This window comes from Streptomyces sp. NPDC005151, from assembly GCF_053599875.1.
Genome location: NZ_JBSFYR010000024.1, coordinates 12368 through 35594 on the forward strand (window position 1 = coordinate 12368; position 23227 = coordinate 35594).

The 23227-nt window shown below is 70.8% G+C and carries 21 protein-coding genes, 2 pseudogenes and 1 riboswitch; of the genes and pseudogenes, 9 read left to right on the top strand and 14 right to left on the bottom strand.

What is annotated here, in order from left to right:
• The first annotated feature begins 90 nt into the window (after positions 1 to 90).
• Both ACWD6R_RS15565 and ACWD6R_RS15570 read left to right on the top strand, forming a co-directional pair.
• Positions 91 to 720 (top strand): uridine kinase family protein, encoded by a 630-nt coding sequence (locus tag ACWD6R_RS15565; RefSeq protein ID WP_451819160.1) that lies wholly within the window; start codon positions 91 to 93, stop codon positions 718 to 720.
• Between the two features lie 362 nt (positions 721 to 1082).
• Complete coding sequence (locus tag ACWD6R_RS15570) at positions 1083 to 2996, top strand: AAA family ATPase (protein ID WP_451819161.1); 1914 nt, start codon at positions 1083 to 1085, stop codon at positions 2994 to 2996.
• 227 nt (positions 2997 to 3223) lie between these two features.
• Here the strand turns inward: ACWD6R_RS15570 and ACWD6R_RS15575 are convergent, their stop codons facing one another.
• From ACWD6R_RS15575 to ribD, 10 genes are all read right to left on the bottom strand, one after another.
• Positions 3224 to 4369 (bottom strand): hemolysin family protein, encoded by a 1146-nt coding sequence (locus ACWD6R_RS15575; protein WP_451819162.1) that lies wholly within the window; start codon positions 4367 to 4369, stop codon positions 3224 to 3226.
• Complete coding sequence (locus ACWD6R_RS15580; protein WP_451819163.1) at positions 4366 to 5733, bottom strand: hemolysin family protein; 1368 nt, start codon at positions 5731 to 5733, stop codon at positions 4366 to 4368. The genes ACWD6R_RS15575 and ACWD6R_RS15580 overlap by 4 nt, the downstream gene beginning before the upstream one ends.
• 183 nt (positions 5734 to 5916) lie before the next feature.
• Complete coding sequence (locus tag ACWD6R_RS15585; RefSeq protein ID WP_451819164.1) at positions 5917 to 6381, bottom strand: PH domain-containing protein; 465 nt, start codon at positions 6379 to 6381, stop codon at positions 5917 to 5919.
• A 44-nt stretch (positions 6382 to 6425) separates the two neighbouring features.
• The gene (gene hisG / locus ACWD6R_RS15590; RefSeq protein WP_451819165.1) at positions 6426 to 7274 is read right to left on the bottom strand and encodes an ATP phosphoribosyltransferase; all 849 of its coding nucleotides are present in this window, start codon (positions 7272 to 7274) and stop codon (positions 6426 to 6428) included.
• A gap of 66 nt (positions 7275 to 7340) precedes the next feature.
• Positions 7341 to 7613: a phosphoribosyl-ATP diphosphatase gene (locus ACWD6R_RS15595; RefSeq protein WP_018524273.1), complete on the bottom strand. Its 273-nt coding sequence runs from the start codon at positions 7611 to 7613 to the stop codon at positions 7341 to 7343.
• Positions 7614 to 7648: 35 nt separating this feature from the next.
• On the bottom strand, positions 7649 to 8134 hold the full coding sequence (gene ribH / locus ACWD6R_RS15600; protein WP_266988058.1) for a 6,7-dimethyl-8-ribityllumazine synthase: 486 nt from the start codon (positions 8132 to 8134) through the stop codon (positions 7649 to 7651).
• Positions 8135 to 8163: 29 nt separating this feature from the next.
• A complete protein-coding gene (locus ACWD6R_RS15605) occupies positions 8164 to 9459 on the bottom strand; it encodes a bifunctional 3,4-dihydroxy-2-butanone-4-phosphate synthase/GTP cyclohydrolase II (RefSeq protein ID WP_451819166.1) in 1296 nt (431 codons plus the stop codon).
• A complete protein-coding gene (locus ACWD6R_RS15610) occupies positions 9456 to 10100 on the bottom strand; it encodes a nicotinamide mononucleotide transporter family protein (protein ID WP_451819167.1) in 645 nt (214 codons plus the stop codon). The genes ACWD6R_RS15605 and ACWD6R_RS15610 overlap by 4 nt, the downstream gene beginning before the upstream one ends.
• Complete coding sequence (locus ACWD6R_RS15615; RefSeq protein WP_366692683.1) at positions 10097 to 10705, bottom strand: riboflavin synthase; 609 nt, start codon at positions 10703 to 10705, stop codon at positions 10097 to 10099. Before ACWD6R_RS15615 ends, ACWD6R_RS15610 begins: the two co-directional genes overlap by 4 nt.
• Positions 10706 to 11806 (bottom strand): bifunctional diaminohydroxyphosphoribosylaminopyrimidine deaminase/5-amino-6-(5-phosphoribosylamino)uracil reductase RibD, encoded by a 1101-nt coding sequence (gene ribD / locus ACWD6R_RS15620; protein WP_451819168.1) that lies wholly within the window; start codon positions 11804 to 11806, stop codon positions 10706 to 10708. It lies immediately after the preceding gene.
• Between the two features lie 159 nt (positions 11807 to 11965).
• A riboswitch (FMN riboswitch) is annotated at positions 11966 to 12096 on the bottom strand.
• 484 nt (positions 12097 to 12580) lie between these two features.
• Between ribD and ACWD6R_RS15625 the strand changes: the two are divergent.
• Positions 12581 to 13107: pseudogene (locus ACWD6R_RS15625) on the top strand (SDR family oxidoreductase).
• A 142-nt stretch (positions 13108 to 13249) separates the two neighbouring features.
• On the opposite strand, the gene ACWD6R_RS15630 reads toward ACWD6R_RS15625, so the two are convergent.
• Complete coding sequence (locus tag ACWD6R_RS15630) at positions 13250 to 14440, bottom strand: ROK family protein (RefSeq protein ID WP_451819169.1); 1191 nt, start codon at positions 14438 to 14440, stop codon at positions 13250 to 13252.
• 149 nt (positions 14441 to 14589) lie between these two features.
• Here ACWD6R_RS15630 and ACWD6R_RS15635 point away from each other — a divergent pair, with 149 nt between their 5' ends.
• The 4 genes and pseudogenes from ACWD6R_RS15635 to ACWD6R_RS15650 all read left to right on the top strand — a co-directional run.
• Positions 14590 to 15819: an MFS transporter gene (locus tag ACWD6R_RS15635; protein ID WP_451819170.1), complete on the top strand. Its 1230-nt coding sequence runs from the start codon at positions 14590 to 14592 to the stop codon at positions 15817 to 15819.
• A gap of 463 nt (positions 15820 to 16282) precedes the next feature.
• On the top strand, positions 16283 to 16447 hold the full coding sequence (locus tag ACWD6R_RS15640; protein ID WP_451819171.1) for a hypothetical protein: 165 nt from the start codon (positions 16283 to 16285) through the stop codon (positions 16445 to 16447).
• A 183-nt stretch (positions 16448 to 16630) separates the two neighbouring features.
• Complete coding sequence (locus ACWD6R_RS15645) at positions 16631 to 18016, top strand: uracil-xanthine permease family protein (RefSeq protein WP_451819172.1); 1386 nt, start codon at positions 16631 to 16633, stop codon at positions 18014 to 18016.
• Between the two features lie 99 nt (positions 18017 to 18115).
• Positions 18116 to 18367, top strand: a pseudogene (locus ACWD6R_RS15650) (VOC family protein); the annotation flags it as partial.
• 3 nt (positions 18368 to 18370) lie between these two features.
• On the opposite strand, the gene ACWD6R_RS15655 reads toward ACWD6R_RS15650, so the two are convergent.
• Entirely contained in the window at positions 18371 to 18619 is a 249-nt protein-coding gene (locus tag ACWD6R_RS15655) for a hypothetical protein (RefSeq protein ID WP_451819173.1), read from the bottom strand.
• Between the two features lie 207 nt (positions 18620 to 18826).
• Between ACWD6R_RS15655 and ACWD6R_RS15660 the strand changes: the two genes are divergently transcribed.
• Positions 18827 to 19528, top strand: a complete 702-nt coding sequence (locus tag ACWD6R_RS15660; protein ID WP_451819214.1) for a DUF5995 family protein — start codon at positions 18827 to 18829, stop codon at positions 19526 to 19528.
• Between the two features lie 261 nt (positions 19529 to 19789).
• On the opposite strand, the gene ACWD6R_RS15665 is transcribed toward ACWD6R_RS15660, so the two are convergent.
• Positions 19790 to 21496 carry a flavin monoamine oxidase family protein gene (locus ACWD6R_RS15665; RefSeq protein WP_451819174.1) on the bottom strand — a complete coding sequence of 569 codons (1707 nt, stop codon included), beginning with the start codon at positions 21494 to 21496 and terminating at the stop codon, positions 19790 to 19792.
• Between the two features lie 49 nt (positions 21497 to 21545).
• On the bottom strand, positions 21546 to 22343 hold the full coding sequence (locus tag ACWD6R_RS15670; protein WP_451819175.1) for a carbon-nitrogen hydrolase family protein: 798 nt from the start codon (positions 22341 to 22343) through the stop codon (positions 21546 to 21548).
• A 305-nt stretch (positions 22344 to 22648) separates the two neighbouring features.
• On the opposite strand from ACWD6R_RS15670, the gene ACWD6R_RS15675 reads away from it, so the two are divergent.
• Positions 22649 to 23218 carry a Repetin gene (locus ACWD6R_RS15675; protein ID WP_451819176.1) on the top strand — a complete coding sequence of 190 codons (570 nt, stop codon included), beginning with the start codon at positions 22649 to 22651 and terminating at the stop codon, positions 23216 to 23218.
• The last annotated feature ends 9 nt before the right edge of the window (positions 23219 to 23227 follow it).

The following is a 23227-nucleotide window of genomic DNA, read 5'->3' on the forward strand; positions in this document are numbered from 1 at the left end:
AGCGATTCGCCTCGCGTCACCGAACAAATATTGGTCTGGTCCACTGGCGTGACCTGTGGTTGCTTCGCACCGCCTCGTACGCTGGTCCGCATGAACGACCTCGCCCGCCTTGCCTCGCGACTGATCACCTTGCCGCCGTCCTGCGGACCCGTGCGGCTGATCGCCGTCGACGGTCATGCGGGCTCGGGCAAGAGCACTCTCGCCTCCCGCCTCTCGGTGGCGCTCGGGGACGCGCCCGTGTTGCATCTGGACGACCTGGCCACGCACGAGGAGCTGTTCGGCTGGGCGGACCGGCTCCAGGACCAGGTGATCGGCCCGCTGTCGCGCGGGGAGACCGCGCACTACGCGCCGTACGACTGGACAGCCCGGCGCCTCGGCCCACCGCAGACACTGGAACCGGCACCGGTGGTGCTGATCGAGGGAGTGGGCGCCGGCCGCCGGGCCCTGCGCCCGCATCTCGCCCGGCTGTGGTGGATGGAGCTCGACCCCCTGGCGTCCTGGCAGCGGGGCCGACGGCGGGACGGGCCGGCACTTTCGGCCTTCTGGGACGGGTGGACCGTGGCCGAGGAACAACATTTCGCCGCCGATCCGTCGCGCCCATACGCGGATGCTCTGGTACGCCAGTTGCCTGTGGGGTACAAGTGGCTGGAGGGCCCCCGCGCGACAGCAGGAACGAACCATTCCGTCACCCACCGTGAGCGTCCGGGCGCGACGTTCTGACCAGTCTGAAAACGGCCCGGAAGTACCCCAACTCCGCTTGACCCGGGGGCGGTACAGGTCTTACGTTCTCAATGTGCGGCTTTTCGGAGCCCTCACAGACGCGAAGCCCCCGGTTGTTCCCCCGTGATCGGGGGCTTCGTTCTGTCCCCGCACCCATCTTCGTACGGCTGTTCACCGTATTCCGCTTACCCTCGGTCACGGTCCCCGTTCTGCTTGCGGTGCCCTTAGTCGCGCACCACCTGCGCAGGTACGATGCCTCTCGGTGCGGTCAATTCCCGTCCACGGCAGTATGGTTCAGCGCGCCTGGACGGGACCGGGTCGTGCGGTGGGACAACCTGGGGGCACGGCTTGTGGGGGACCTGATGGACATCGGCACGCAGGGCGCACAGGCCCCGGCCGACCTCGCCTGGCTGCGCGGCGTGGACGCCTACACGATGGGCGCCTATCCACAGGCCGAGGAGGAGTTCAGAACGGCGGTGCGGCTGGATCCCGGTATGGCGGACGGCTGGCTCGGCCTCCATGCCCTGCGGATCGACACGACGACCGCGCTGCTGCGGATGTACCGCCACCGCGAGCGCTTCGGCGAACAGCGCACCCGCCATCGGCGCACGCTCAACTCCTGGTACTGGCTGGGCTGGTGGGTACAGCCCGTACTGGAGAGCCCGCGCGATCTGCTGCTCGCGCACGCCTCGCACTGGCTGGACGGACGCCATGTCCCGGAGCTGGACCGGGCGCTGGCCGGACTGCCACCCGTGGACACAGACCCGCAGGTGCGGTTCCTGCACGCCTGCCGCTCGTATCTGGTCAAGGACTGGGAACAGCTCGTCCGCCACACCGAACAGCTCGTCGACGATCCGCTGCTCGGCATCGAGGCGGGACTCTTCGGCGGGATGGCGCGGGTGCGGCTGGAGATGTACGGGCAGGCCGAGCCGCTGCTCTCCACCGCGCTGATGCGCTGCCGCAGCGAACAGCCGCAGCGCAAGGAGCTGCGCTACTGGCTGGCCCGCGCGCACGAGGGCACCGGGCGCAGCGCGGCCGCCCTGCCGCTCTACCGGGCGGTGCACCGGATCGACCCGGCGTTCATGGACACCTCGGCGCGGCTCGCCGCGATCGCGGACTACGACGGGCTCGAAGGCTCCGACGAGGCGGCCGGTCTCGCATCCGTGTCGCTGACCGGGTTCGGCGCCGACTCCACGGCCGCGGAGGCGCTGCCGGACGGGGACTCACTGCTCGGCACCGATCTGGTGGGCGGGCGGGAACTACGGCCCGGCGGCGATCCGCAGAACCTGCCGGGCGTCGGGGTGCCTCCTCGGGCAGACGGAGCGCGGAAGAAGACCGCTGTGCCCGGCCAGTCGTCGCAGGCATTCCCGGCGGGGCCCAGCGATCCGGCGCTGCTCGCCGCGGCGCTGGCGGAGCTGGAACGGATGGTCGGCCTCGAACCGGTCAAGCGCCAGGTCAAGGCGTTGTCCGCGCAGCTGAACATGGCGCGGCTGCGGGCCGGTCAGGGGCTCCCGGTCCAGCCGCCGAAGCGCCACTTCGTCTTCTCCGGCCCCTCGGGCACCGGGAAGACCACAGTGGCCCGCATCCTGGGCCGGGTCTTCTACGCGCTGGGGCTGCTCGGCGGGGACCATCTCGTCGAGGCCCAACGCTCCGATCTGGTCGGCGAGTTCCTCGGACAGACAGCGGTCAAGGCCAATGAGCTGATCGACTCGGCGCTCGGTGGGGTGCTGTTCGTCGACGAGGCGTACAGCCTCTCCAACTCCGGCTACAGCAAGGGCGACGCGTACGGGGACGAGGCGCTGCAGGTCCTCCTCAAGCGGGCCGAGGACAACCGGGACCATCTCGTCGTCATCCTCGCGGGCTACCCCGAAGGCATGGACCGGCTGCTGGCCACCAACCCCGGGCTCTCCTCCCGGTTCACCACCCGGGTGGACTTCCCCAGCTACCGGCCGCTGGAACTCACCTCGATCGGCGAGGTACTGGCCGCCGACAACGACGACGTGTGGGACGAGGAGTCCCTGGAGGAGCTGCGCTCGATCAGCGGCCATGTCGTCGACCAGGGCTGGATCGACGAGCTGGGCAACGGACGGTTCCTGCGCACGCTGTACGAGAAGAGCTGCGCGTACCGGGACTTGCGGCTCTCCGGGTACGCGACGGTGCCCACCCGCGACGATCTGGCGACGCTGCGGCTGCCGGATCTGATGCAGGCGTACGGCGAAGTGCTCTCCGGCCGGGGGCCGGTTGACCGGGGGCAGCAGGAGCCTCCGCCGCTGTGACCTTGCCGGTCGGGTGCGGCGGGTGGTGGGACCGGGGCCGCCCGGTGGGGCGGTCTGTCCTCAACCGTCGGACGGGCGTCCCTGGGCGCCCGTCCGACGAGGCCCGGGTCGGGCCGCGCGGCACACGACCGTCCTCAACCGCCGGACGGGCTCGCGGGCGGACGGGCCCTGACATGAAGCCCGTCCGACGACCGACCCGGATCAGACCGCCCGGCACACGACCGTCCTCAATCGCCGGACACGCTCGCGTGTGCGGACGGGCCCGATGCGGTTGCCAGTGGTTGCAGTTCGTCCGGGACCGGGGCTGCCGGCGCCACATCCACCGTCCGGCGGGGTATCGAGACCCGGTGCGCCGGGTCGCGCACCTCGCCCACCAGCATTTCCAGGACGTCCTCCATCGCGACCAGGCCGAGGATCCGGCCCGATGCGTCGGCGACCTGGGCCAGATGGGTGGCGGCGCGGCGCATCACCGTCAGGGCGTCGTCCAGGGGCAGCTCCGCGCGCAGTGTCGCCATCGGGCGCCAGATGTGCTGCGGAACCGCCCGTTCGCCGTCCTCCAGGTCAAGGACGTCCTTGACGTGCAGATACCCCATGAACGGGCCGCCCCCTTCCGCGCAGACGGGGAAACGTGAGTAGCCGGTCCGTACGGTCAGCTCCTCGATCCTGCGCGGGGTGACCGATGGGTCCACCGTCACCAGGGCTGCCCTGGCGAGCAGCACATCGGTGACCGGCCTGCTGCCCAGCTCCAGGGCGTCCTCCAGCCGCTCCTGCGCCTCCGGTTCCAGCAGTCCGGCCAGTCCGGAGTCCTCGACGAGCCGGTTGAGCTGCTCGCTGGTGAAGACGGCCTCGACCTCGTCCTTGGGTTCGACGCGGAAGAGCCGGAGCACGAGCCGGGCGCAGGCGCCCAGCGCCGTGGTGACGGGGCGGCACAGCCGGGCGAAGCCGACCAGGGCCGGGCTGAGCCACAGCGAGGTCTTCTCCGGGGCTGCCATCGCCAGGTTCTTCGGGACCATTTCGCCGATGACGAGGTGGAGGAAGACCACGAGGACGAGCGCCAGCACGTAGCCGAGCGGGTGAATGAGCCCCTCGGGGATGTGGACCGCGTGGAAGACCGGCTCCAGCAGGTGGGCGACGGTCGGTTCGGCGACGGCTCCGAGGGTCAGGGAGCAGACGGTGATGCCGAACTGGGCTGCGGCCATCATCTGCGGCAGGTTCTCCAGGCCGTAGAGCACTTGGCGGGCCCTGCCGGACCCGGCCGCCGCGAGGGGTTCGATCTGGCTGCGGCGTACGGAGACGAGTGCGAACTCGGCACCGACGAAGAAGCCGTTCGCCAGGACGAGGAGCCCGGCGAAGAGCAACTGGACGACGCTCATCGTGCGGCCTCCAGGACACCACGGGCGGCCGAGGGCTCGTCGACCGGTTCGGCCACATCGGCGATGCGTACGAAGCGGACCTGCTCCGCGCGGTAGTGACCGACCTGGCGGACCGAGATCCGCCAGCCCGGCAGCTCGGCCCGGTCGCCGGGAGCGGGGATCCGCCCGAGCAGATCGGCGACCAGTCCGGCCACCGTCTCGTACGGTCCTTCCGGTACGTCGAGGCCTATCCGGCGCAGGGTGAGGACCCGGCAGCTGCCTTCGGCGTCCCAGGCGGGACGGCCGTCCTCGGCGGCGGCGACCAGTTCGGGCCGGTCGGCGCCTTCCGCGTCGTGCTCGTCCCTGACCTCGCCGACCAGCTCCTCGATGATGTCCTCCAGGGTGACGACACCGGCGGTGCCACCGTACTCGTCGACCACGACGGCCATCGGCTGCTCCTTGCGCAGGCGCTGGAGCAGCTGTTCGACCGGGAGTGTCTCGGGTACGAGGAGGGGCGGTACGGCGATCCGGCCCGCGGTGGTGCGCAGGCGTTCCCGGGCGGGCACGGCGAGCGCGTCCTTGAGGTGGATCATGCCGACGACCTCGTCGATCCGGTCCCGGTAGACCGGGAAGCGGGAGAGGCCGGTGGCGCGGGTGAGGTTCAGGACGTCCGCCGCGGTGGCGGTCGACTGCAGGGCGCTGACCTTCACGCGCGGGGTCATGACGTGCTGCGCGGTGAGTCCGGCGAGCGACAGGGTCCGTACGAAGAGATCGGCGGTGTCCTGTTCGAGGGTGCCCGCCTCGGCGGAGTGCCGGGCCAGGGAGACCAGTTCACCGGGGGTGCGGGCGGAGGCCAGCTCATCGGTGGGTTCGACGCCCAGCAGGCGGACCAGCCGGTTGGCAACGGTGTTCAGCAGCGTGATCACCGGCCGCAGAGCACCGGCGAAGCGGTGCTGGGGGCCGGCCACGAACCGGGCGACCTGGAGCGGCCTGGAGACCGCCCAGTTCTTCGGTACGAGCTCGCCGATCACCATCTGGACAGCGGAGGCGACGATCATCCCGATCACCACGCTGACGCCGGATACCGCCCCGTCGGGGAGGCCGGTCGCGGTGAGGGGTCCGGCGAGCAGCTGGGCGAGGGCCGGTTCGGCGAGCATGCCGACGACCAGTGAGGTGATGGTGATGCCCAGCTGGGTGCCGGAGAGCTGGAAGGAGAGCTCACGCAGGGCGTCGACGACGGTACGGGCCCGCTGGTCGCCCTCGGCGGCGGCGCGCTCGGCGTCCGGCCGCTCCACCGTGACGAGCCCGAATTCGGCCGCCACGAAGAATCCGTTGGCGAGGATGAGAAGGAATGCTGCACTCAGAAGCAGCAGGGGGGTGGTCATGCCGCCGCCGCCTGGGAAGGGGCGGCGCAGGTACTACCGGACGATCCGTCCATTGCTGGAGGGAGTCACTCCTTGGGTCGCAGGAAAGCCCCGCCGGCCCTGGGGCCTCTGGTGCGGGGCGGGGCGCACAGGGCGCCACCGCCCTCCAGAGTAATCAAGAAGCGGCCGTGCGGGGCAGGGGGCTCAGCCGTTCTCCGTACAGCTGCCGTGGTTCTCGGCGAGTGTGCGGAGCGTACGGGCGTCACGAATGGCCTGTTCCTTGGCGATTCCGGGCTGGATACCGAGGGCAGGCATGCTGGTCCCGTCGCTGAGGTCGAGAAAGACCCACGGGTCGCCGACGCGCAGGTTGACGCGGAGGATCTCCGCCCAGGACAGCCGTCGGGTGCGGGTGAGATTGACCACGGTCACCCCGTGGTCGTCGGCGACGACCTTGGGGCGGCTGAGCAGCGCCAGGACGGCGAAGAAGAGCAGCGCGGTGAAGATGAAGCTGACCCGCTCCCCCGGGCTGAGCTGCTCCAGGCTCATCGCGATGACGGTGATGACGACGAACATCGCCGCTCCCACGGTCAGCAGGACCACCCGGGTACGGGTCGGCCGGAAGGTGACCGGGAGGGTGGGAAGTTCGGGTCGGGGCGCGGGGGCGGACATGGTGTTCTTCTGTCTTCCGGGGGTGATCGCTGGCGGTCCGGCCGTCAGAGGCGGCAGGCGTGGATGGCCGTGGTGAGGATGGCGCGGGCGCCGAGCTCGTACAGATCGTCCATGATCCGCTGGGCCTCCTTGGCGGCGACCATGGAGCGGACGGCGACCCAGCCCTCGTGGTGCAGCGGGGAGATGGTCGGCGACTCCAGGCCCGGGGTGAGGGCGACGGCGCGCTCCAGGTGCTCGACGCGGCAGTCGTAGTCCATCATCACGTAGCTGCGGGCGACCAGGACGCCTTGGAGGCGGCGGAGGAACTGCTGCACCTTGGGGTCGTCCTCGGAGGCACCCGTCCGGCGGATGACGACGGCTTCCGACTTCATGATCGGCTCGCCGATCACTTCAAGTCCCGCGTTGCGCAGGCTGGTGCCGGTCTCCACCACATCGGCGATGACCTGGGCGACGCCGAGCTCGATGGCGGTCTCGACCGCGCCGTCGAGGTGGACGACGGAGGCGGTGACGCCGACGTCGGCGAGGTGCTTGGCCACGATGCCCTCGTAGGAGGTGGCGATCGTCATGCCGTCGAAGTCCTGCGGCCCGGCGGCCGTGCCGGGCTTGGTGGCGTAGCGGAAGGTGGAGCGGGCGAAGCCGAGCTGCAGGATCTCCTCGGACTGCGCGCCGGAGTCCAGCAGCAGATCGCGGCCGGTGATGCCGATGTCGAGACGGCCGGAGCTGACGTAGATCGCGATGTCGCGCGGGCGCAGGTAGAAGAACTCGACCTCGTTGTCGGGGTCGACGAGGACGAGCTCCTTGGACTCCTTGCGCTGCTGGTAGCCGGCCTCATGGAGCATCGCCATCGCAGGCCCGGAGAGAGAACCCTTGTTGGGGACGGCGATGCGCAGCATGAGGTCAGGTTTCCTTTGTGCGAAGGGTATTTCTACGGACGTGACGTGCGGGGTCCGGAACTGTGCTCAGAGGTGGGCGTAGACGTCGTCGAGAGAGATTCCGCGGGCGACCATCATCACCTGGACGTGGTAGAGCAGCTGGGAGATCTCCTCGGCGGCGGCGTCCTTGCTCTCGTGCTCGGCGGCCATCCAGACTTCGGCGGCCTCCTCGACGACCTTCTTGCCGATGGCATGGACGCCCTTGTCCACCAGCTCGGCGGTGCGGGAGGTGGAGGGGTCGCCGTTGGCGGCCTTGAGCTGCAGCTCGGCGAAGAGCTCTTCGAAGGTTTTGTTCGCCATGATGGTTCTTAGCGTACGGGGTCCCGCACCCCCGTTCAGCGCCAGGGCTCGCTGACGGTGCGCAGCGTGGCGGCGGTGGCGACGGCCGCGGTGACCGCTTCGTGCCCCTTGTCCTCGTTGGAACCTTCGAGCCCGGCCCGGTCGAGCGCCTGCTCCTCGGTGTCACAGGTCAGTACGCCGAAGCCGACCGGGACACCCGTGTCGACGGCGACCTGGGTGAGCCCGTTGGTGACGCCGTGGGACACGTACTCGAAGTGGGGGGTGCCGCCGCGGATGATCACGCCGAGGGCGACGATCGCGTCGTAGCCGCGGCCGGCGAGGACCTTGGCGACGACCGGGAGCTCGAAGCTGCCGGGGACCCGGAGCAGGGTCGGCTCATCGATGCCGAGCTCGTGCAGGGCGCGCAGCGCGCCGTCGACGAGGCCGCCCATGACCTTCTCGTGCCACTGGGCGGCGATCACCGCCACTCGCAGGTCACCGCAGTTGCGTACGGACAGTTCGGGTGCGCCCTTGCCGCTCATGTCTCTCCTACCGCTCGATTCCGTGCTCGTTACTGGTTGCCGCAGGTCGACACCGAGGCGGTGTCGAGCCAGGGCAGGTCGTGTCCCATGCGGTCCCGCTTGGTGCGCAGGTACCGCAGGTTGTGCTCGCCGGCCTGGACGGGCATCGGCTCGCGTCCGGTGATCGCGAGGCCGTGCCGCAGGAGCGCAGCGGTCTTGTCGGGGTTGTTCGTCATCAGCCGGACGCCGTGGACGCCGAGGTCCTTGAGGATCTGGGCGCCTGCCGCGTAGTCCCGGGCGTCGGCGGGCAGGCCGAGTTCCAGGTTGGCGTCGAGGGTGTCGACGCCGCGCTCCTGGAGTTCGTACGCGCGCAGCTTGGAGAGCAGGCCGATCCCCCGGCCCTCGTGGCCGCGCAGATAGACGACGACGCCGCGGCCCTCCTCGGTGATGCGCTGCATGGAGGCGTGCAGCTGAGGGCCGCAGTCGCAGCGCTGGGACTGGAAGATGTCGCCGGTCAGGCACTCGGAGTGGACCCGGACGACGATGTCGTCGCCGTCACCGAGGTCGCCGTGGACGAGCGCGACGTGCTCGACGCCGTCGACGGTGGAGCGGTAGCCGTACGCGGTGAACTCGCCGAACGACGTCGGCAGCCGGACCTCGGCCTCGCGGCGGACGGTCGGCTCGGCGGAGCGGCGGTACGCGATCAGGTCCTCGATCGAGATGATCGTGAGGCCGTGCTTGCGGGCGAACGGGACCAGCTCCGGCAGCCGCAGCATGACGCCGTCCTCGCCCGCGATCTCGACGATCGCTCCGGCGGGGCGGAGCCCGGCGAGCCGGGCCAGGTCGACGGCGGCCTCGGTGTGGCCGTTGCGGACCAGGACACCGCCGGTCCTTGCCCGGAGCGGGAAGATGTGGCCGGGGCGCACGAAGTCGCCGGGGCCGGCCCGGCCGCCCGCCAGCATCCGGAGCGTGGTGGCCCGGTCGGCGGCGGAGATGCCGGTGGTGACACCGTGCGCCGCGGAGGCGTCGACCGAGACGGTGAACGCCGTGCGCATCGACTCGGTGTTGTGGGCGACCATCTGCGGCAGGTCGAGCCGTTCCAGCTCGTCGTTCTCCATGGGTGCGCAGATCAGGCCGCGGCACTCGCTCATCATGAAGGCGACGATCTCGGGGGTGGCCTTCTCGGCGGCGATGACGAGGTCGCCCTCGTTCTCCCGGTCCTCGTCGTCGACGACGACGACGGGGCGGCCGGCGGCGATGTCGCGGATCGCCTGCTCGACGGGGTCGAGGGACAGGTCCTCGGCCGTGCTGTGTTCCCGGTGCAACCAGGTGGGCTGGGCAGTCATGCCGTGGCTCCTTCCAGAGCGGGTGTCCGCGTACGCAGCCACCAGTCGCGCATGCCCCACAGGACGAGGGCGCCGTAAATGACGTAGACGAAGCCGGAGAAGGCGAAGCCGTTGGCGAAGTTCAGCGGCACGCCGACCAGGTCGACCAGGAGCCAGGCGAACCAGAACTCGACCATGCCGCGCGCCTGGGCGTACATCGCGACGACCGTGCCGACGAAAATGTACGCGTCGGGCCACGGGTCCCACGACAGCGTCGGGAACGCGGTGAACAGGCCGCCGACGGCGAGCGTGCCGAGGGCCGCGCCGCCGACCAGATAAGCGCGCTCGCGCCAGGTGGCGAACCGTACGGCGATGGAGCCGTCCTGGGCCTGCTGCCTGCCGCGGTTCCACGACCACCAGCCCCACGCGGCCACGCCGATGACCACCAGCTGCTTGCCCGCGCTGCCCGAGAGGTGCGCGGAGGCGAAGGCGACCAGGAGGATCACACCGGAGAGCAGCTGTGCGGGCCAGGTCCATATGGAACGCCGCCAGCCGAGCGCCAGGGCGACCAGACCGACCGTGTTGCCGATCATGTCGGACCACTTGATGTGCTGGCCGAACAGGGCGAAGGCCTCCGAGTTGAGCCAGTCGACCGCGCTCACTTCGTGTCCTCCCGGTCCCGGTCGCCGAGCAGCCGCTCGACGTACTTCGCGATGACGTCCACCTCGAGGTTGACCGGGTCGCCGGGCTCCTTGATGCCGAGCGTGGTCAGGGCGAGGGTGGTGGGGATGAGGCTGATGGTGAAGTAGTCGGGCCCGGCGTCGACGACGGTCAGGCTCACGCCGTCGACGGTGATCGATCCCTTCTCCACCACGTAGCGGGTCAGCTCCGCCGGGAGGGAGATCTTCACGATCTCCCAGTTCTCGGAGAGCTTGCGCTCGACGATGCGGCCCGTGCCGTCGACGTGTCCCTGGACGATGTGTCCGCCGAGCCTGCCGCCGAGCGCCATGGGGCGCTCCAGGTTGACCCGGGAGCCGGTCTCCAGCGCGCCGAGGCTGGACCGGTTCAGGGTCTCTGCCATCACATCGGCGGTGAATTCACCGTCGCCGAGGTCGACGACGGTGAGGCAGACGCCGTTGACGGCGATGGAGTCACCGTGCTTCGCGCCTTCGGTGACGACGGGACCGCGCAGGCGGAATCGGGAGGCGTCGCCGAGCTTCTCGACGGCGGTGACCTCACCCAGTTCTTCGACAATTCCGGTGAACACTCAGTTTCCCTTCCGGGCAGGGCCGGGGACGGCGGTGATGCGCAGATCGGGGCCGATGCGTACGGTCTCGGTCACATCGAGGCGCAACGCCTGGGCGATGGTGGAGATTCCGGCGTCGGCGAGGGCTGCGGGGCCCGCGCCGAGGAGCACGGGGGCGAGGTAACCGACGACCTTGTCGACCGTTCCCGCCGCGACGAAGGCCCCGGCCAGGGTCGGGCCGCCTTCGAGGAGTACGGAGCGGACGCCGCGCCCGTGCAGGGCGGCAAGCAGGGCGGGGATGTCCAGGCCGCGGCCGGTGGCGGCGCGCGGCAGTCGCAGGACGGTTCCCTCGGGAAGACGGCCGGTGTCGGCGTCGTCGGCGACCGCGATCAGGGTGGGCGCCGTGGTGTCGAGGACGCGGGCGCCGGGCCGTACCGCGGTGGCGTCGGTGTCGACGACGACCCGGAGCGGCTGCACGGCGCCTTCGATGCCACGTACACCGAGCTGGGGGTCGTCCGTCCGGGCGGTGCCGGAGCCGACCACGACGGCGTCGGCCTCGGCGCGCAGCCGGTGGACGTCGGCGCGGGACTCGGCAGAGGTGATCCAGCGGCTGGTGGCGTCGGCGGCCGCGATCCGGCCGTCGAGGGTCGCCGCGTACTTCCACAGCACGTACGGACGGCCGAGCCGCACCGAGGTCAGCCAGGCGGTGTTGCCCGCCTCGGCGAGTTCGCCAAGGAGTCCCTGCTCCACGGTGACCCCGGCGGCACGGAGGGTGTCCGCCCCCCCGGTGGCCTGCGGATTCGGGTCGGCGACCGCGTACACGACGCGGCTGACGCCGGCCTCGATCAGCGCCTGGGCGCAGGGGCCGGTGCGACCGGTGTGGTTGCACGGTTCGAGGGTGACGTAGGCGGTGCCGCCACGGGCCTTCTCGCCTGCTTCGCGCAGGGCATGGATTTCGGCGTGCGGCCCGCCGGCCCGCTGGTGGAAGCCTTCACCGGCCGGCTGTCCCTCGGCGTCGAGGATCACGCATCCGACGACCGGATTGGGGCTGGTGGAGCCGAGTCCGCGGGCGGCGAGCGCGATCGCTCGGCGCATGGCGGTGGTGTCGGCTGCGGTGTCCACCGGGTCCTCCTGCCTCTTCGGGCACGGACTCCGGGGCCTGTCGATGACGACAGATGAAGCGGAACGCAACAGGGGACGCCGAAACCGAAGACACGGACGCAGCTGTTCCGGGGATCCCGGAAATGCGTCCGCCGACGGCGGCGTACCTGTGACGGCCCGCCGCGCACTGCCTCCCATCCGGACTTTAACCGTCGGTCCAGGAATCCCACCTGGTCAACCGGCCGCTGGATGCGGACGGGTCGCGGACTATAACCGCCGGTTCGGAATTGCACCGACCCCGGAGTGCGCTGCTGCTGGTACACGATCAGTCTGCCACGCCTGCTCATGGGCCATGCGAGGGAGCACCTGTGGAGTGGCTCACAGACAGGCCCGGGGAACCCCGGGCGGGCTCGCATCCGGACACCTTGAGGCCAGTGGTCCAGTCCTCTTCGTCTCTGCGTCACCTCCGAGGAACGGCCCCGCGGTGTGCGCACACCTGTGGCCCCAACACGACCCGCCCCCTTGCCAGTTGTGTTCTGCCGACCTCCCCGGGAGGAACGGCACGCGCTGCCCCCGCTCGTGCGGGACCCACCCTGCTCACAGCCGGCGTGGCCGTCGCCGGACTGTTCATGGGCCCGCTCGCCGCCACCCGGCCGGCCGCCGCCACCCGGCCGGCCGCCGCCGACCGGGAGGCGGACCGTTGGCCGACCCCGCGTCGCCGCAACGTCCGCGCGCGGGCGCGGATGTTGCGGGAGCCATTCGGGTCGGAAAGCGGCGGCCGAAGGACAGGGCGGGATGACCACGATTCCGGTGACGGGCGGAACCGGAACATTCGGACGACAGGTGACGGACCGGGTGCGCGCCGAGGGGCACGACGTCCGCGTGCTGAGCCGCCACGCACAGCCGTACGCCCTCGATCTGCGCGACGGGACGGGGCTCGACGCGGCGGTCGCCGACGTGGACACGATCGTGCACTGCGCGTCCACGCCGCGCGGCGGCGACGACACGGCGGCCGAACACCTCATCGAGGCGGCGAAGCACGCCGGCGAAGTCGCGGACCGGCTTGCCGAGTTGGCGGTGGCCGATCCGGCAGGGCGGGTGCCGGAGCTCGGCGGGCCGGAGGTGCGGGAGCTGCCGGAGCCAGCCCGGGCCTGTCTCCGGGCGACCGGGAAGAAACGGCGAATCCTCCCCGTACGGCTGGTGGGCAAGGCGTACGCCGGGTACCGGCGGGGCGGGCATCCGACCCCGAACGGGCCGTGGGGAAGACGACGTTCGAGGACTTTCTCGCACAGCGTTTCGGCCGCCCGGAGCGATCCGAGTGAGCCCACGTCGCGGCAGGTGCGCGGGTCGCTCCGGCCGCCTGGACTGAGGAGACCCTACGGCCTCCCCCGCGATAGGGCACGCGCGCCGAGCGCCCCGGCCGCCAGGAGGGAAACCCCGTCGCGTACGGCCTCGTGGCCCGCGTCAGCCGCCCGCGGTGAACAGCTCGTCCTGAGCTGCCTCGCGGGCGGCGAGCAGCGCGCCGCGCAGCACCGCGGAACCGCCGAGCGCGCCGGCCCTGACCTCCGTGCGCAGCGGGGACATCACGGCCAGCCGTTCCTCGACCCGGGACGCCAGCGCGTCGCCGCCCGCATGGCCGACCTCGCCCGCGAGGACCACACAGCCGGGGTCGATGACCGAGGCGACGGCGGCGGCGCCCACCGCGAGGCGGTCCGCGAGCGCGCCGAGGAATGCCTCGCTCTCCCCCTCCCCCGCCAGAGCTGCCCGTACGGCGGACGCGGCGGCGGGTTCCTGTTCGCCGGAGCCCAGCCGCGTCCGCGCGTCGATGCCGTGCCCCCGGGCCAGTTCGCAGACCGGCGCGGAGCCGACCAGGGAGTGAAACCCTCCGTCGCAGTTGACCGCGGAGGGCAGTCCCGTCGTGCCCGGCACGGGCAGGAAGCCGATCTCGCCCGCGCCGCCGGAGGCCCCGCGGCGCAGCTTGCCGTCCAGCATGACGGCGGCGCCGATGCCGTGGCCGAGCCAGAGCAGGACAAAGGTGTCACGGTCGCGGGCCGCTCCGACGCGGTGCTCGGCGACGGCGGCGAGGTTGGTCTCGTTCTCGATGAGCACGGTCGCCGGCAGCCGCTGCTGCAGCACCCGGGCCAGGCGGCGGTGCCAGGCGGGCAGGCCGGTGGTGTCGCGGAGCTCGCCGGTGACCGGGTCGATCAGGCCGGGGGCGCCGATGCCGACGCTGTGCAGCGGTGCGGCGCCCGCCTCGCGCGCGGTGCGTTCCAGCAGCGCCGCGGCCTGCTCGGCGGCGGCATCGGTTCCGGTGTCGCTGCCGATCGGCAGGGTGGCCTCGGCGAGCGTGACACCGAGGAGATCGGCGACGACGACGGCGACGCTGTCGGTCCGTACGTCGAGAGCAGCGAGGTGGGCCCGGTCGGCGACGATTCCGTACAGCCTTGCATTGGGTCCGCGGCGTGCGGCGCCGCTCTCGCCGACGACCCGGATCAGCCCGGCGCCCTGCAACCGCTCCACCAGATCGGCGACGGTGGGACGGGAGAGTCCGGTCAGGGTCTTGAGTTGGGTGGCCGTCAGCGGGCCGTCCTGCTGGAGCAGTCGCAGGGCGAGCCGGTCGTTGATGGCCCGGGCGGTGCTCGGTGATGCGGGCATGCCGAGATCCTTCCAGATCACTGCCGCACGGGAACCTACCGTCATGGTCTATTTATCAGGCAGGGTTCCTGATAGTTTACTGGCCGCGCCGCGGAGAGGGGCACCGGGGCCACCGGTGGCAGAGAATTCCCAGGGGAGGGAACGGCAGCATGACGACGGATTCCGCAGAGACGGCCTTCGGCACGGAGCAGGTAAGGCGGGCCAGGTTCGCCGTCGCCGCGGTCTTCACCGTGCACGGCGCCGTGACCGGCAGTTTCGCCACCCGCGTGCCCTGGATCCAGGACCACGCCGGGGTCAGCGCGGGGCAGCTCGGTCTCGCCCTGGCGTTCCCGGCGATCGGTGCCTCGCTCGCCATGCCGCTGGCCGGTGCGATCAGTCATCGCTTCGGCACCAGGACGGCACTGCGCGGGCTGCTGGTGCTGTGGACGCTGGCACTGGTCCTGCCCGCGCTGGCACCGAACCTGCTGACACTGTGCGCGGCGCTCCTCGTGTACGGGGCATCGGCCGGCATGTCGGACGTGGCGATGAACGCCCTCGGTGTCGAGGTGGAGAACCGTCTCGACAGGTCGATCATGTCCGGGCTGCACGGGATGTGGAGCGCGGGCGCCCTGGTCGGTTCGGCGGCGGGCACGGTGGCCGCGCACCTGGGCGCCGACGCTCGGCTGCACCACACCGTCGCCGCCCTCGCGCTCACCGTGCTCGGCCTGATCGCCTGTCAGGGCGTGCTGGATCTGCGCAGCGAGCCGGACGAGGAGCCCCCGCCGCGGTTCACGCTGCCCCCCAGGTCGGCGCTGGCCATCGGCGCGGTGGGCTTCTGCGCGGTATTCGCGGAGGGGGCCAGCCTGGACTGGTCGGCGGTCTATCTCCGGGACATCATGGACAGTTCCGCGGGACTCGCGGCCGCGTCGACGACGGCGTTCGCGCTCACGATGGCGGTGGCCCGGATCGCCGGGGACAAGGTCGTCGACCGGTTCGGCGCGGTCAGGACCGTGCGGGTCGGCGGCGTGCTGGCGACGGCCGGCGGGCTGCTCGTGGTCACGTCACCGAACTCGGCGCTCGCGATGTGCGGCTTCGGACTGCTCGGCCTCGGTGTCGCCGTCGTCGTCCCCCTCGCCTTCGCGGCAGCCGGGCGCAGTGGACCGAACCCGAGTCAGGCGATCGCGGGCGTTGCCACCATCACGTACACCTCGGGGCTCATCGCCCCGTCGGCCATCGGTTCGCTGGCCGAGGCGACCTCGCTGATCGTCTCGTTCGGCCTGGTAACAGTGCTGGCATTCGGACTGGTGCTGGGCGCCGGCGTGTTGCGGGCGGGCGACCGCCGGGTCGCGGCGAAGGGGGTCGGCGCGCCCGGCACGGCGGCGGCCGAGCCCCGCGCCTGAACCGTTCGACCAGGCGGAACGAGGTGTGGATGCGGTGTCCGTCGATGACCACGGTCCTCGGCGCGCGGGGCGGCGGGCGGTGTCCGTGCGCGGTGGCGGCCGCCGAGGAGGCGGCCGGGACCGGAACGGCGGTCAGAGCGGCCGCGGCGGCGAGCAGGGCGCCGAGACGCCGACGGGGTCTTCTCACTCATCGAGCACCCCCATCACGGAATCAAGCATGTGAATGATGTTCACGGGCGAGACCGCGCGAGCGTAGAGCCGCTTGTTCGGAGTGACGATGCTTCGCGCGCGATTCATGGATGGGACCCGGCCGAGGCCGACGCAGAGGAACCCCGACACGAGTCAATGGGCGCTCCGGCATTACCATGGCGCTGATCTTTTCCGCGGACCGCGCCGGGCCGGACGAACGGCACCGGGCACCGGGCACCGCACGGACCCACACACGGACACACAGGGAGCGACCATGGGCGGCCTCGGCGTGCGCTGGACCTTGCACGGCGACGACGGAAAGACCCCCGCACCGGGGGCCGTGGTCCGTCCCGACGAGCGGCTCTCCTGGCCCCGGACGTTCGGGCTCGGCGCCCAGCACGTGGCGGCCATGTCCGGCGCGTCGTTCGTCGCCCCGTAGGACCCATGATGAGCGCGAAGACCAGCGCTCCCCCGCAGACTACGACGACGCAGGTCGAATCCCCACCCTCACGGCCAGTCCTGTCGGCACGCGCCTGAACAGCATGTTCCGCTAGTCGTCGAACCCCCGGTCCAGCCGGCGGATCTCAGCACCACCCCCAGCAACACATCAAGGAGCAAGACCATGGCGGGCTTCGGCTGGAAGCTGCACGGCGACGGCAAGAGCCTCGCACCGGGCGAGGTCGTGAGACCGGACGAGCGACTCACCTGGGGGCGCACTGTCGGTCTCGGCGCCCAGCATGTGGTCTCCATGATCGGAGCCTGCTTCGTCGCCCCTATCTTGATGGGTCTCGATCCCAACCTTGCCGTGATGGCCTCCGGCGTGGCCACCATTCTCTTCCTGCTGATCACCCGCGGCCATATCCCGAGCTACCTGGGCAGCAGCCTGTCGTTCATCGGTGTCGCCGCCGTGATCAAGACTCAGGGAGGTAACGCGGCGACTCTCACGGGCGCGCTGCTGGTCGTCGGCGCGGTCCTTTTCCTGTGCGGGGCGGTCGTCCGCGCTCTCGGGGCCCGCATCATCCACGCCGTACTGCCTCCGGTGGTCACGGGTGCGGTGGTCATGCTGATCGGGTTCAACCTGGCTCCGGTCACCGCCGGTACCTATTGGCCCCAGGATCAGTGGACAGCTCTTCTGACCATGCTGTTCACAGGTTTCGCCCTTGTTGTACTGCGCGGCTTCTGGTCCCGTATCGCGATCTTCCTCGGGCTGGCCTTCGGGTACGTCACCTCATGGGTCTTCGACCGCGCGTTCGGCAAGATCCACTCCCCCGCGGGCGGCGCCGCGTCGGTCGACCACTGGCGTCTCGACCTCTCGGGCGTATCCAAGGCGGACTGGATCGGCCTTCCGAACTTCCACGCCCCGAGCTTCTCCCTCTCGGCTGTTCTGGTCGCCCTGCCCGTCGTCATCGCCCTCGTCGCCGAGAACGCGGGACACGTCAAGGCTGTCGGCGAGATGACGGGTGAACCACTGGACGACAGGCTCGGTACGGCGATCATGGCCGACGGTGCGGCGACTGTGCTGTCGACGTCCGTGGGCGGCCCCGCCACGACCACGTACGCCGAGAACATCGGTGTCATGGCCGCCACGCGTGTCTACTCGACCGCTGCCTACTGGTGCGCCGCGGGCTTCGCGATCCTGTTCGGGCTCTGCCCCAAGTTCGGTGCCGTTGTGGCCGCCATTCCCGGCGGCGTCCTCGGCGGAATCACGGTCATCCTCTACGGCATGATCGGCCTGCTGGGCGCCCAGATCTGGGTTCGTTCCCGTGTCGACCTCTCCAACCCCCTGCACCTGGTGCCGGTGGCTGCGGGTCTCATCATCGGAATCGGCAATGTGAGTCTGACACTCACGGACAACTTCCAGCTCAGCGGCATCGCGTTGGGAACGCTGATCGTCGTCATCGGCTACCACGCCCTGCGCGTCATGGCTCCCGCCCACATGACGGACGAGCCACCGCTCCTCGAGCCGGGCAATCCGGGGTACGACCGAGGCTTGCCGGGCGGATCGTGATCGCAGACGCCGCCAGTGAGCCGTAGAGGGCAGATTCCGACAAAGTTGCCGCCCACATGAGCGTGGGCGACGCTTCTCCAGCGCGTGCAGGCCGACGCACTCGCGCCCCGCGGCGGCTGCTGGTTCCAGGCGGGCCCGGTCCAGCTCCACCTGGGCATCGAGCCCGCCTTCCGCCCGGCGAAGAAGGCCCACCCGGGCCTGCGCGTCACGGACATCGAGGCGTTCGCTGCGCACCTGGAGGAACATGGCGCCGAGGTCCACTGGGACGGCGACCTGCCGGGGCACCGGAGATTCTTCAGCCATGACCCTGTGGGGAACCGAGTGGAGTTCCTGGAGCCGGGCCCGCCCTGACCGTCATGCGTCTCTCGGCTTTAGCATGCGGGTCAGGAGATTGTGGGTGGCCCGCTGGACCTGCGGGCTGATGTGCGCGGGGTCGTTGAGAGCCAGCGGCCAGTGGAAGGTCCCGGCGACGAAGACGAGTGTGCCCTGCTTGTTCTCGCACAGGCTGGTGTTCTGCGCCAGTGGTACGACACTGGCAATCCGCTGGCGTATCTCACCGCCCAGTTCGCCGCGGCGCTCGCCGACCCGGAGTACGGTCCCCATCTGCGCAGGCTCGCGCAGGGACTCGGCGACCCGGTGCCCTCCGCCTGACCGCGAACCGCCGCGCTGACCCGTCCGGAGCGTCCCGGAGCCGGTCTCCAGGTCACCGATGGCTCTGCCGTCGTTCCCCCGTTCCGATGAACCCGCGGCCGGTCGGCGCCAGGACGTGCCCGCGGCTGGGACGCTGCCCCCATGGCGCAGTTCAAGCAGATGGAGCAGTTCACGGACCGGGCCGGTCCCGTCGCCGCGCCGCCCGATGTCACCTCGGTGATCGGGCGGATGCGTGAATTTCAGTCCTCCTGGCCGCCGGTGGACGGGGTCGCCGTCTTCAACCGGGTCTATCTGACGGTCACCGAGACCGTCGACCGGCGGATCACCGGTGGCGCGTTCCCGGACCGGGCGGCCGCCGCCGCCCTGGATGTGCGGTTCGCGGAGCGCTATCTGACGGCGGTCGACGCGGCGACGGCCGGGCGGCGGCCGCCCGACTGCTGGCGCCCGCTGTTCCAGTACCGGTGCCATCCCGGCGTACGGCCGCTGCAGTTCGCACTGGCGGGTATCAACGCACACATCGGCCACGACCTGGCACTCGCGGTCGTGGACACCTGCCATGCGCTGCACTGCGCTCCGCCGGAGCTGGAGGACGAATTCGACCAGGTGGGCGACCTCCTCGTGATGCTGGAGGAGCAGATCCGGGAGGATCTGATGCCGGGGCCCGATCTGCTGGAGGTCGCGGATCCGCTCACCCATCTGCTGGGGTCGTGGAGCCTGGAGCGGGCCCGCGAGGCAGCGTGGTCGGCGGCCCGGGTGCTGTGGCGGCTGCGTGATCTCCCGCTCCTCGCCGAGGAGTTCCGGCAGCAGATGGACGCGGGGGCCGGTCTGGTGGGGCGCTGTCTGCTCACACCTTGCCGCTGACCGCGCTCCACCGGGTCCTCAGAAACTGTCGCCGTACCAGTGGACGGCTCCGGGCGCGGTGACCGTCGCCCGTACCGCCGCCGGGTCGGCCGGCAACGGTCGGGCCATGCCCACGCGCTCCTCCCCCGCCACCTCGTCGGTGAGCAGCCGAGGCAGGGCTGCCCGGATCTCGGCAGTGTCGGGGAGCCGGACGATGTGATGGAGGTCGAGATCTCCGGCCTGGGCCGGCAGCGCAGCGTCTGCCGGCCCGCGTAACGCCGCTCAGTCCTCCGGGAGTTCGACCGGGGCGATGTCGTCGAAGACATCGCCGGGGCCGGGGTTCGTCGCGTCCGTGGCACCGCCGAAGTGGTTCATCACACCCCATACGGCGTTGAGCGCGGTCTGCACGGCGCCCTCGGCCCACCCGGCCGTCCAGGAGATGTCGTCGCCCGCGAGGAAGAGTCCCCGCTTGTCGGCGGGCAGCCGGTCCTGCATGAAGTGGGTGAACAGCCGCCGCTGGTAGCGGTAGTGGCCCGGCAGGTTGGCCTTGAACGCACCCATGAAATAGGGCTCGTTCTCCCAGGAGACCGTCACCGGGTTGCCGATGATGTGCTTCCTGATGTCGACGTTCGGGTAGATCTCGCCGAGCGACTTCAGCATCACTTCCATGCGCTCGTTCGGGGAGAGCGGCAGCCACTTCAGGCTGTCGTCGCACCAGGTGTACGAGAGGCAGATGACGGCCGGCTTGTCGGGCCCGTCGTCGAGAAGGTACGTGCCCCGGGTCATCCGGTCGGTGAGCGTCATCGACATGGTGTCGCGCCCGGTGGGAACCCCCCTGCCGTCGACGGCCCTGTCCAGCCAGAACGGCCGGTCGACGGGGACGAACAGCTTCGACGACTCCATGTAGTGGGTCCGCTCCATCGCCGTCCAGTGGTCGATGGGGAACAGCTCGTCGTCGCAGGCGATCTTGGAGAGCAGCAGCCAGGACTGCCCCGTGAAGATCGCCGACCGGAAGGTGCGGATGTCGCCGGTCGCGTCGGTGACGGTGATCCGGTTCCCGGCGGTGCGGTGCAGCCGGGTCACGGCGGGACGGGGCTCCCCATCGTGCAGCGAGGACAGCGAGGTACCGAGCGGCCAGTGCACGATCTTCTGCGGCTCGCGGTCCCAGAGCCGCAGCGGGAGCTGCTGGCTGCCGCCGACGATGCCACGGTGGTGGTCGTCGGCCTCGGTGTAGACGACCCGCAGGATCTCCAGGATGGAGTTGGGGAAGTCGGTGTCCCAGCCGCCGGTGCCGAACCCGACCTGGCCGAAGATCTCGCGGTGCCGGAACGACTTGAAGGCGTCGGAGGCGCAGAGGAAGCCGTAGAAGGTCTGGTTGTCGAGCTTCTCGACGAGCTTCGCCCAGATCTCCCGGATCCGCGGGACGTCGCGCTCGCGCATCGCCCGGTTCATGTCGGAGAAGTCGGCGCCCTCCTCCAGACAGGCGTTCCAGGCGTCCATCACGTCGCGGTAGACCTGCGGCAGGTCGTCGATCGTCTCCGCGTAGTGCGACTCGCCCTTGAGGTCGACGACGGTCGACGGGGTGGTCGGCGCGAGCGGGTTGGGGAACGGGCTGGTCTCCAGGCCCACCAGGTCGATGTAGTGCTGCAGCGCCGTGGACGACGGCGGGAAGCGCATCGCGCCCATCTCGGCGGTCAGCGAGGGGTCGCACCCGTCGAAGCCGACGGTACGCAGCCGGCCGCCTATCCGGTCCGCCTCGTAGACGACGGGCTTGAGGCCCATCTTCATCAGTTCGTACGCCGCCACGATGCCGGAGAGCCCGCCGCCGATGACCGCCACCTCGGCGCCGTGCTCGGTCGCCGGTATCTGCCCGAGCCCCGCGGGGTGCGCCAGGAAGTCGTCGTACGCGTAGGGGAAGTCCGGACCGAACATGGTGATCGGCGGCTGCGCGTCGGTGTGCTGGACGGCGTTGGGCACCGTGGACGTCATGGGGTGGGGACTCCTTGCGAGGGCAGTGGAAGAGAGGGGCGCGGCGGGCTCAGACGAGGGAGCCGTACAGACCGGGGCGGCGGTCGCGCAGATACGGGTTGGCGGCGCGGGACGCGCTCAGGAACTCCGGGTCGACCTCGCCGACCACAAGCTCCTCGCCACGTCCGGCGCGGGTGCGGACCGTGCCGTCGGGGCCGGCCAGACAGCTCAGCCCGACGAACTCGAACTCGCCTTCCGGACCGGTCCTGTTGACGTACGCGACATACATCTGGTTCTCGAAGGCGCGGACCGGCACGACGGACTCGGGGACGAACTGGAAGGGGTGCATCTGCGCGGTCGGCACCAGCAGCAGGTCGGTGGCGGCGAGGGCGTGCGCCCGTACGTTCTCCGGGAACTCGACGTCGTAACAGATCATGATCCCGATGCGTACGCCGTCCAGTTCGGCCTGGACGACGGTCTGCTCGCCGGGGGTGAACCACTGCTGCTCGAAGCAGCCGAAGAGGTGGGTCTTGCGGTAGTTGGCGAGCCGGGTGCCGTCGGGGCCGATCAGTTGCGCGGAGTTGAAGATCAGCTCGTCCGCGCGCTCCGGGTACCCGTAGAGGACCGCGAGCCCGTGCCGTACGGCGATGGAGGCAACGGTCTGCGCGGCGGCGCCGTCGGCGGGCTCGGCCAGCAGGGGTACGTCGTCGCCGATGGCATACCCGGTCAGGAACAGCTCGGGGCAGACGAGCAGCCGCGCCCCGGCGGCTGCCGCGCGCTCTGCCGCCTCGTCGAGGGCCTTGATGTTCTCGGCCACCGAGCCCGGACGTCCGGAGCTCTGGAGCAGGGCGGTGCGCAACGGCGGCATGGCTGACCTCGGGCAGTGCGGGCGGGCGGGGACGTATAGACGGTACGGGCCGGCAATCCGGCCGGACAAGGCGCGAGCGTTGCGCGCCGACCGTCGATCCATTGCGCAATTCGCCGGTCCGGCGGTGATTCGTTGCGTGGAATGTCTCCGCAGGTCAGAGGGGTGATATCGGTCTCGGGTCGGAGTGGTTTCCCGCCGCGCGGCGGAGAGCGGACGGGGACCCTGGCGCGATGTGCGGCGGCGGTCCCGCGGGAAGAGTGGGAGCCGTCCGAGCGACTCCCGCTCCGCCCTACGGAAGGCCTGTCATGACCCGCATCGCGCACACCCGCACCCGGCTCGCCGCGATCGCAGCTGCGCTGCTGATCACCGCGGGCGCCGCCGGCTCGGCAGCGGCGCTCGGCGACTCCGCCCCCGGATCTGCGAGGGGGCAACGGGAAGCGGCCGCCCTGACCGGTACGGCGAAGCTGTACCGCCCGGCCGGGGACGACATCACCTTCACCTTCGACGCCCACCTCGCCGCGAAGGACAACATGGACCCGGAGCGGGCGTGCGGCACCTTCCGCTTCCGCCACGTCTTCCCGAACGGCACGTCCGGCTGGGCCGAGGGCTCCGTGGACTGCCTGGTGACCGGCGGCAAGGTGGCCGTGGTCACCGGCGTCATCACGGCGACCGACGTCGGCATCAAGGGCAAGCGGGTCGGCATGTCGGTCCACGACCTGGGCAGGCACGACCGGCTGGGGTACAGCTGGGTGAACCAGGAGGCGGAGGACCACCTGCCCCCGTGCATGTCCTCGGCCCCGTTCGAGAAGGTCGAGGCGGGCACCGGCGACTTCACGGTGCTGCCCTGGCACCCGGAGTACGAGCAGAAGAGCTGACGCCCGCCC

Bases quoted from the DNA above. Each gene is read 5' to 3' on its own strand.
- ACWD6R_RS15635 (WP_451819170.1), top strand. From the start codon at position 14,590: ATGACGACGGATTCCGCAGAGACGGCCTTCGGCACGGAGCAGGTAAGG.
- hisG (WP_451819165.1), bottom strand. From the start codon at position 7,274: ATGCTGCGCATCGCCGTCCCCAACAAGGGTTCTCTCTCCGGGCCTGCG.
- ACWD6R_RS15605 (WP_451819166.1), bottom strand. From the start codon at position 9,459: ATGACTGCCCAGCCCACCTGGTTGCACCGGGAACACAGCACGGCCGAG.
- ACWD6R_RS15630 (WP_451819169.1), bottom strand. From the start codon at position 14,440: ATGCCCGCATCACCGAGCACCGCCCGGGCCATCAACGACCGGCTCGCC.
- ACWD6R_RS15570 (WP_451819161.1), top strand. From the start codon at position 1,083: ATGGACATCGGCACGCAGGGCGCACAGGCCCCGGCCGACCTCGCCTGG.
- ACWD6R_RS15670 (WP_451819175.1), bottom strand. From the start codon at position 22,343: ATGCCGCCGTTGCGCACCGCCCTGCTCCAGAGCTCCGGACGTCCGGGC.
- ACWD6R_RS15655 (WP_451819173.1), bottom strand. From the start codon at position 18,619: ATGGGGACCGTACTCCGGGTCGGCGAGCGCCGCGGCGAACTGGGCGGT.
- ACWD6R_RS15640 (WP_451819171.1), top strand. From the start codon at position 16,283: ATGGGCGGCCTCGGCGTGCGCTGGACCTTGCACGGCGACGACGGAAAG.
- ACWD6R_RS15645 (WP_451819172.1), top strand. From the start codon at position 16,631: ATGGCGGGCTTCGGCTGGAAGCTGCACGGCGACGGCAAGAGCCTCGCA.
- ACWD6R_RS15575 (WP_451819162.1), bottom strand. From the start codon at position 4,369: ATGAGCGTCGTCCAGTTGCTCTTCGCCGGGCTCCTCGTCCTGGCGAAC.
- ACWD6R_RS15665 (WP_451819174.1), bottom strand. From the start codon at position 21,496: ATGACGTCCACGGTGCCCAACGCCGTCCAGCACACCGACGCGCAGCCG.
- ACWD6R_RS15580 (WP_451819163.1), bottom strand. From the start codon at position 5,733: ATGACCACCCCCCTGCTGCTTCTGAGTGCAGCATTCCTTCTCATCCTC.
- ACWD6R_RS15660 (WP_451819214.1), top strand. From the start codon at position 18,827: ATGGAGCAGTTCACGGACCGGGCCGGTCCCGTCGCCGCGCCGCCCGAT.
- ACWD6R_RS15595 (WP_018524273.1), bottom strand. From the start codon at position 7,613: ATGGCGAACAAAACCTTCGAAGAGCTCTTCGCCGAGCTGCAGCTCAAG.
- ACWD6R_RS15565 (WP_451819160.1), top strand. From the start codon at position 91: ATGAACGACCTCGCCCGCCTTGCCTCGCGACTGATCACCTTGCCGCCG.
- ribH (WP_266988058.1), bottom strand. From the start codon at position 8,134: ATGAGCGGCAAGGGCGCACCCGAACTGTCCGTACGCAACTGCGGTGAC.
- ACWD6R_RS15585 (WP_451819164.1), bottom strand. From the start codon at position 6,381: ATGTCCGCCCCCGCGCCCCGACCCGAACTTCCCACCCTCCCGGTCACC.
- ACWD6R_RS15675 (WP_451819176.1), top strand. From the start codon at position 22,649: ATGACCCGCATCGCGCACACCCGCACCCGGCTCGCCGCGATCGCAGCT.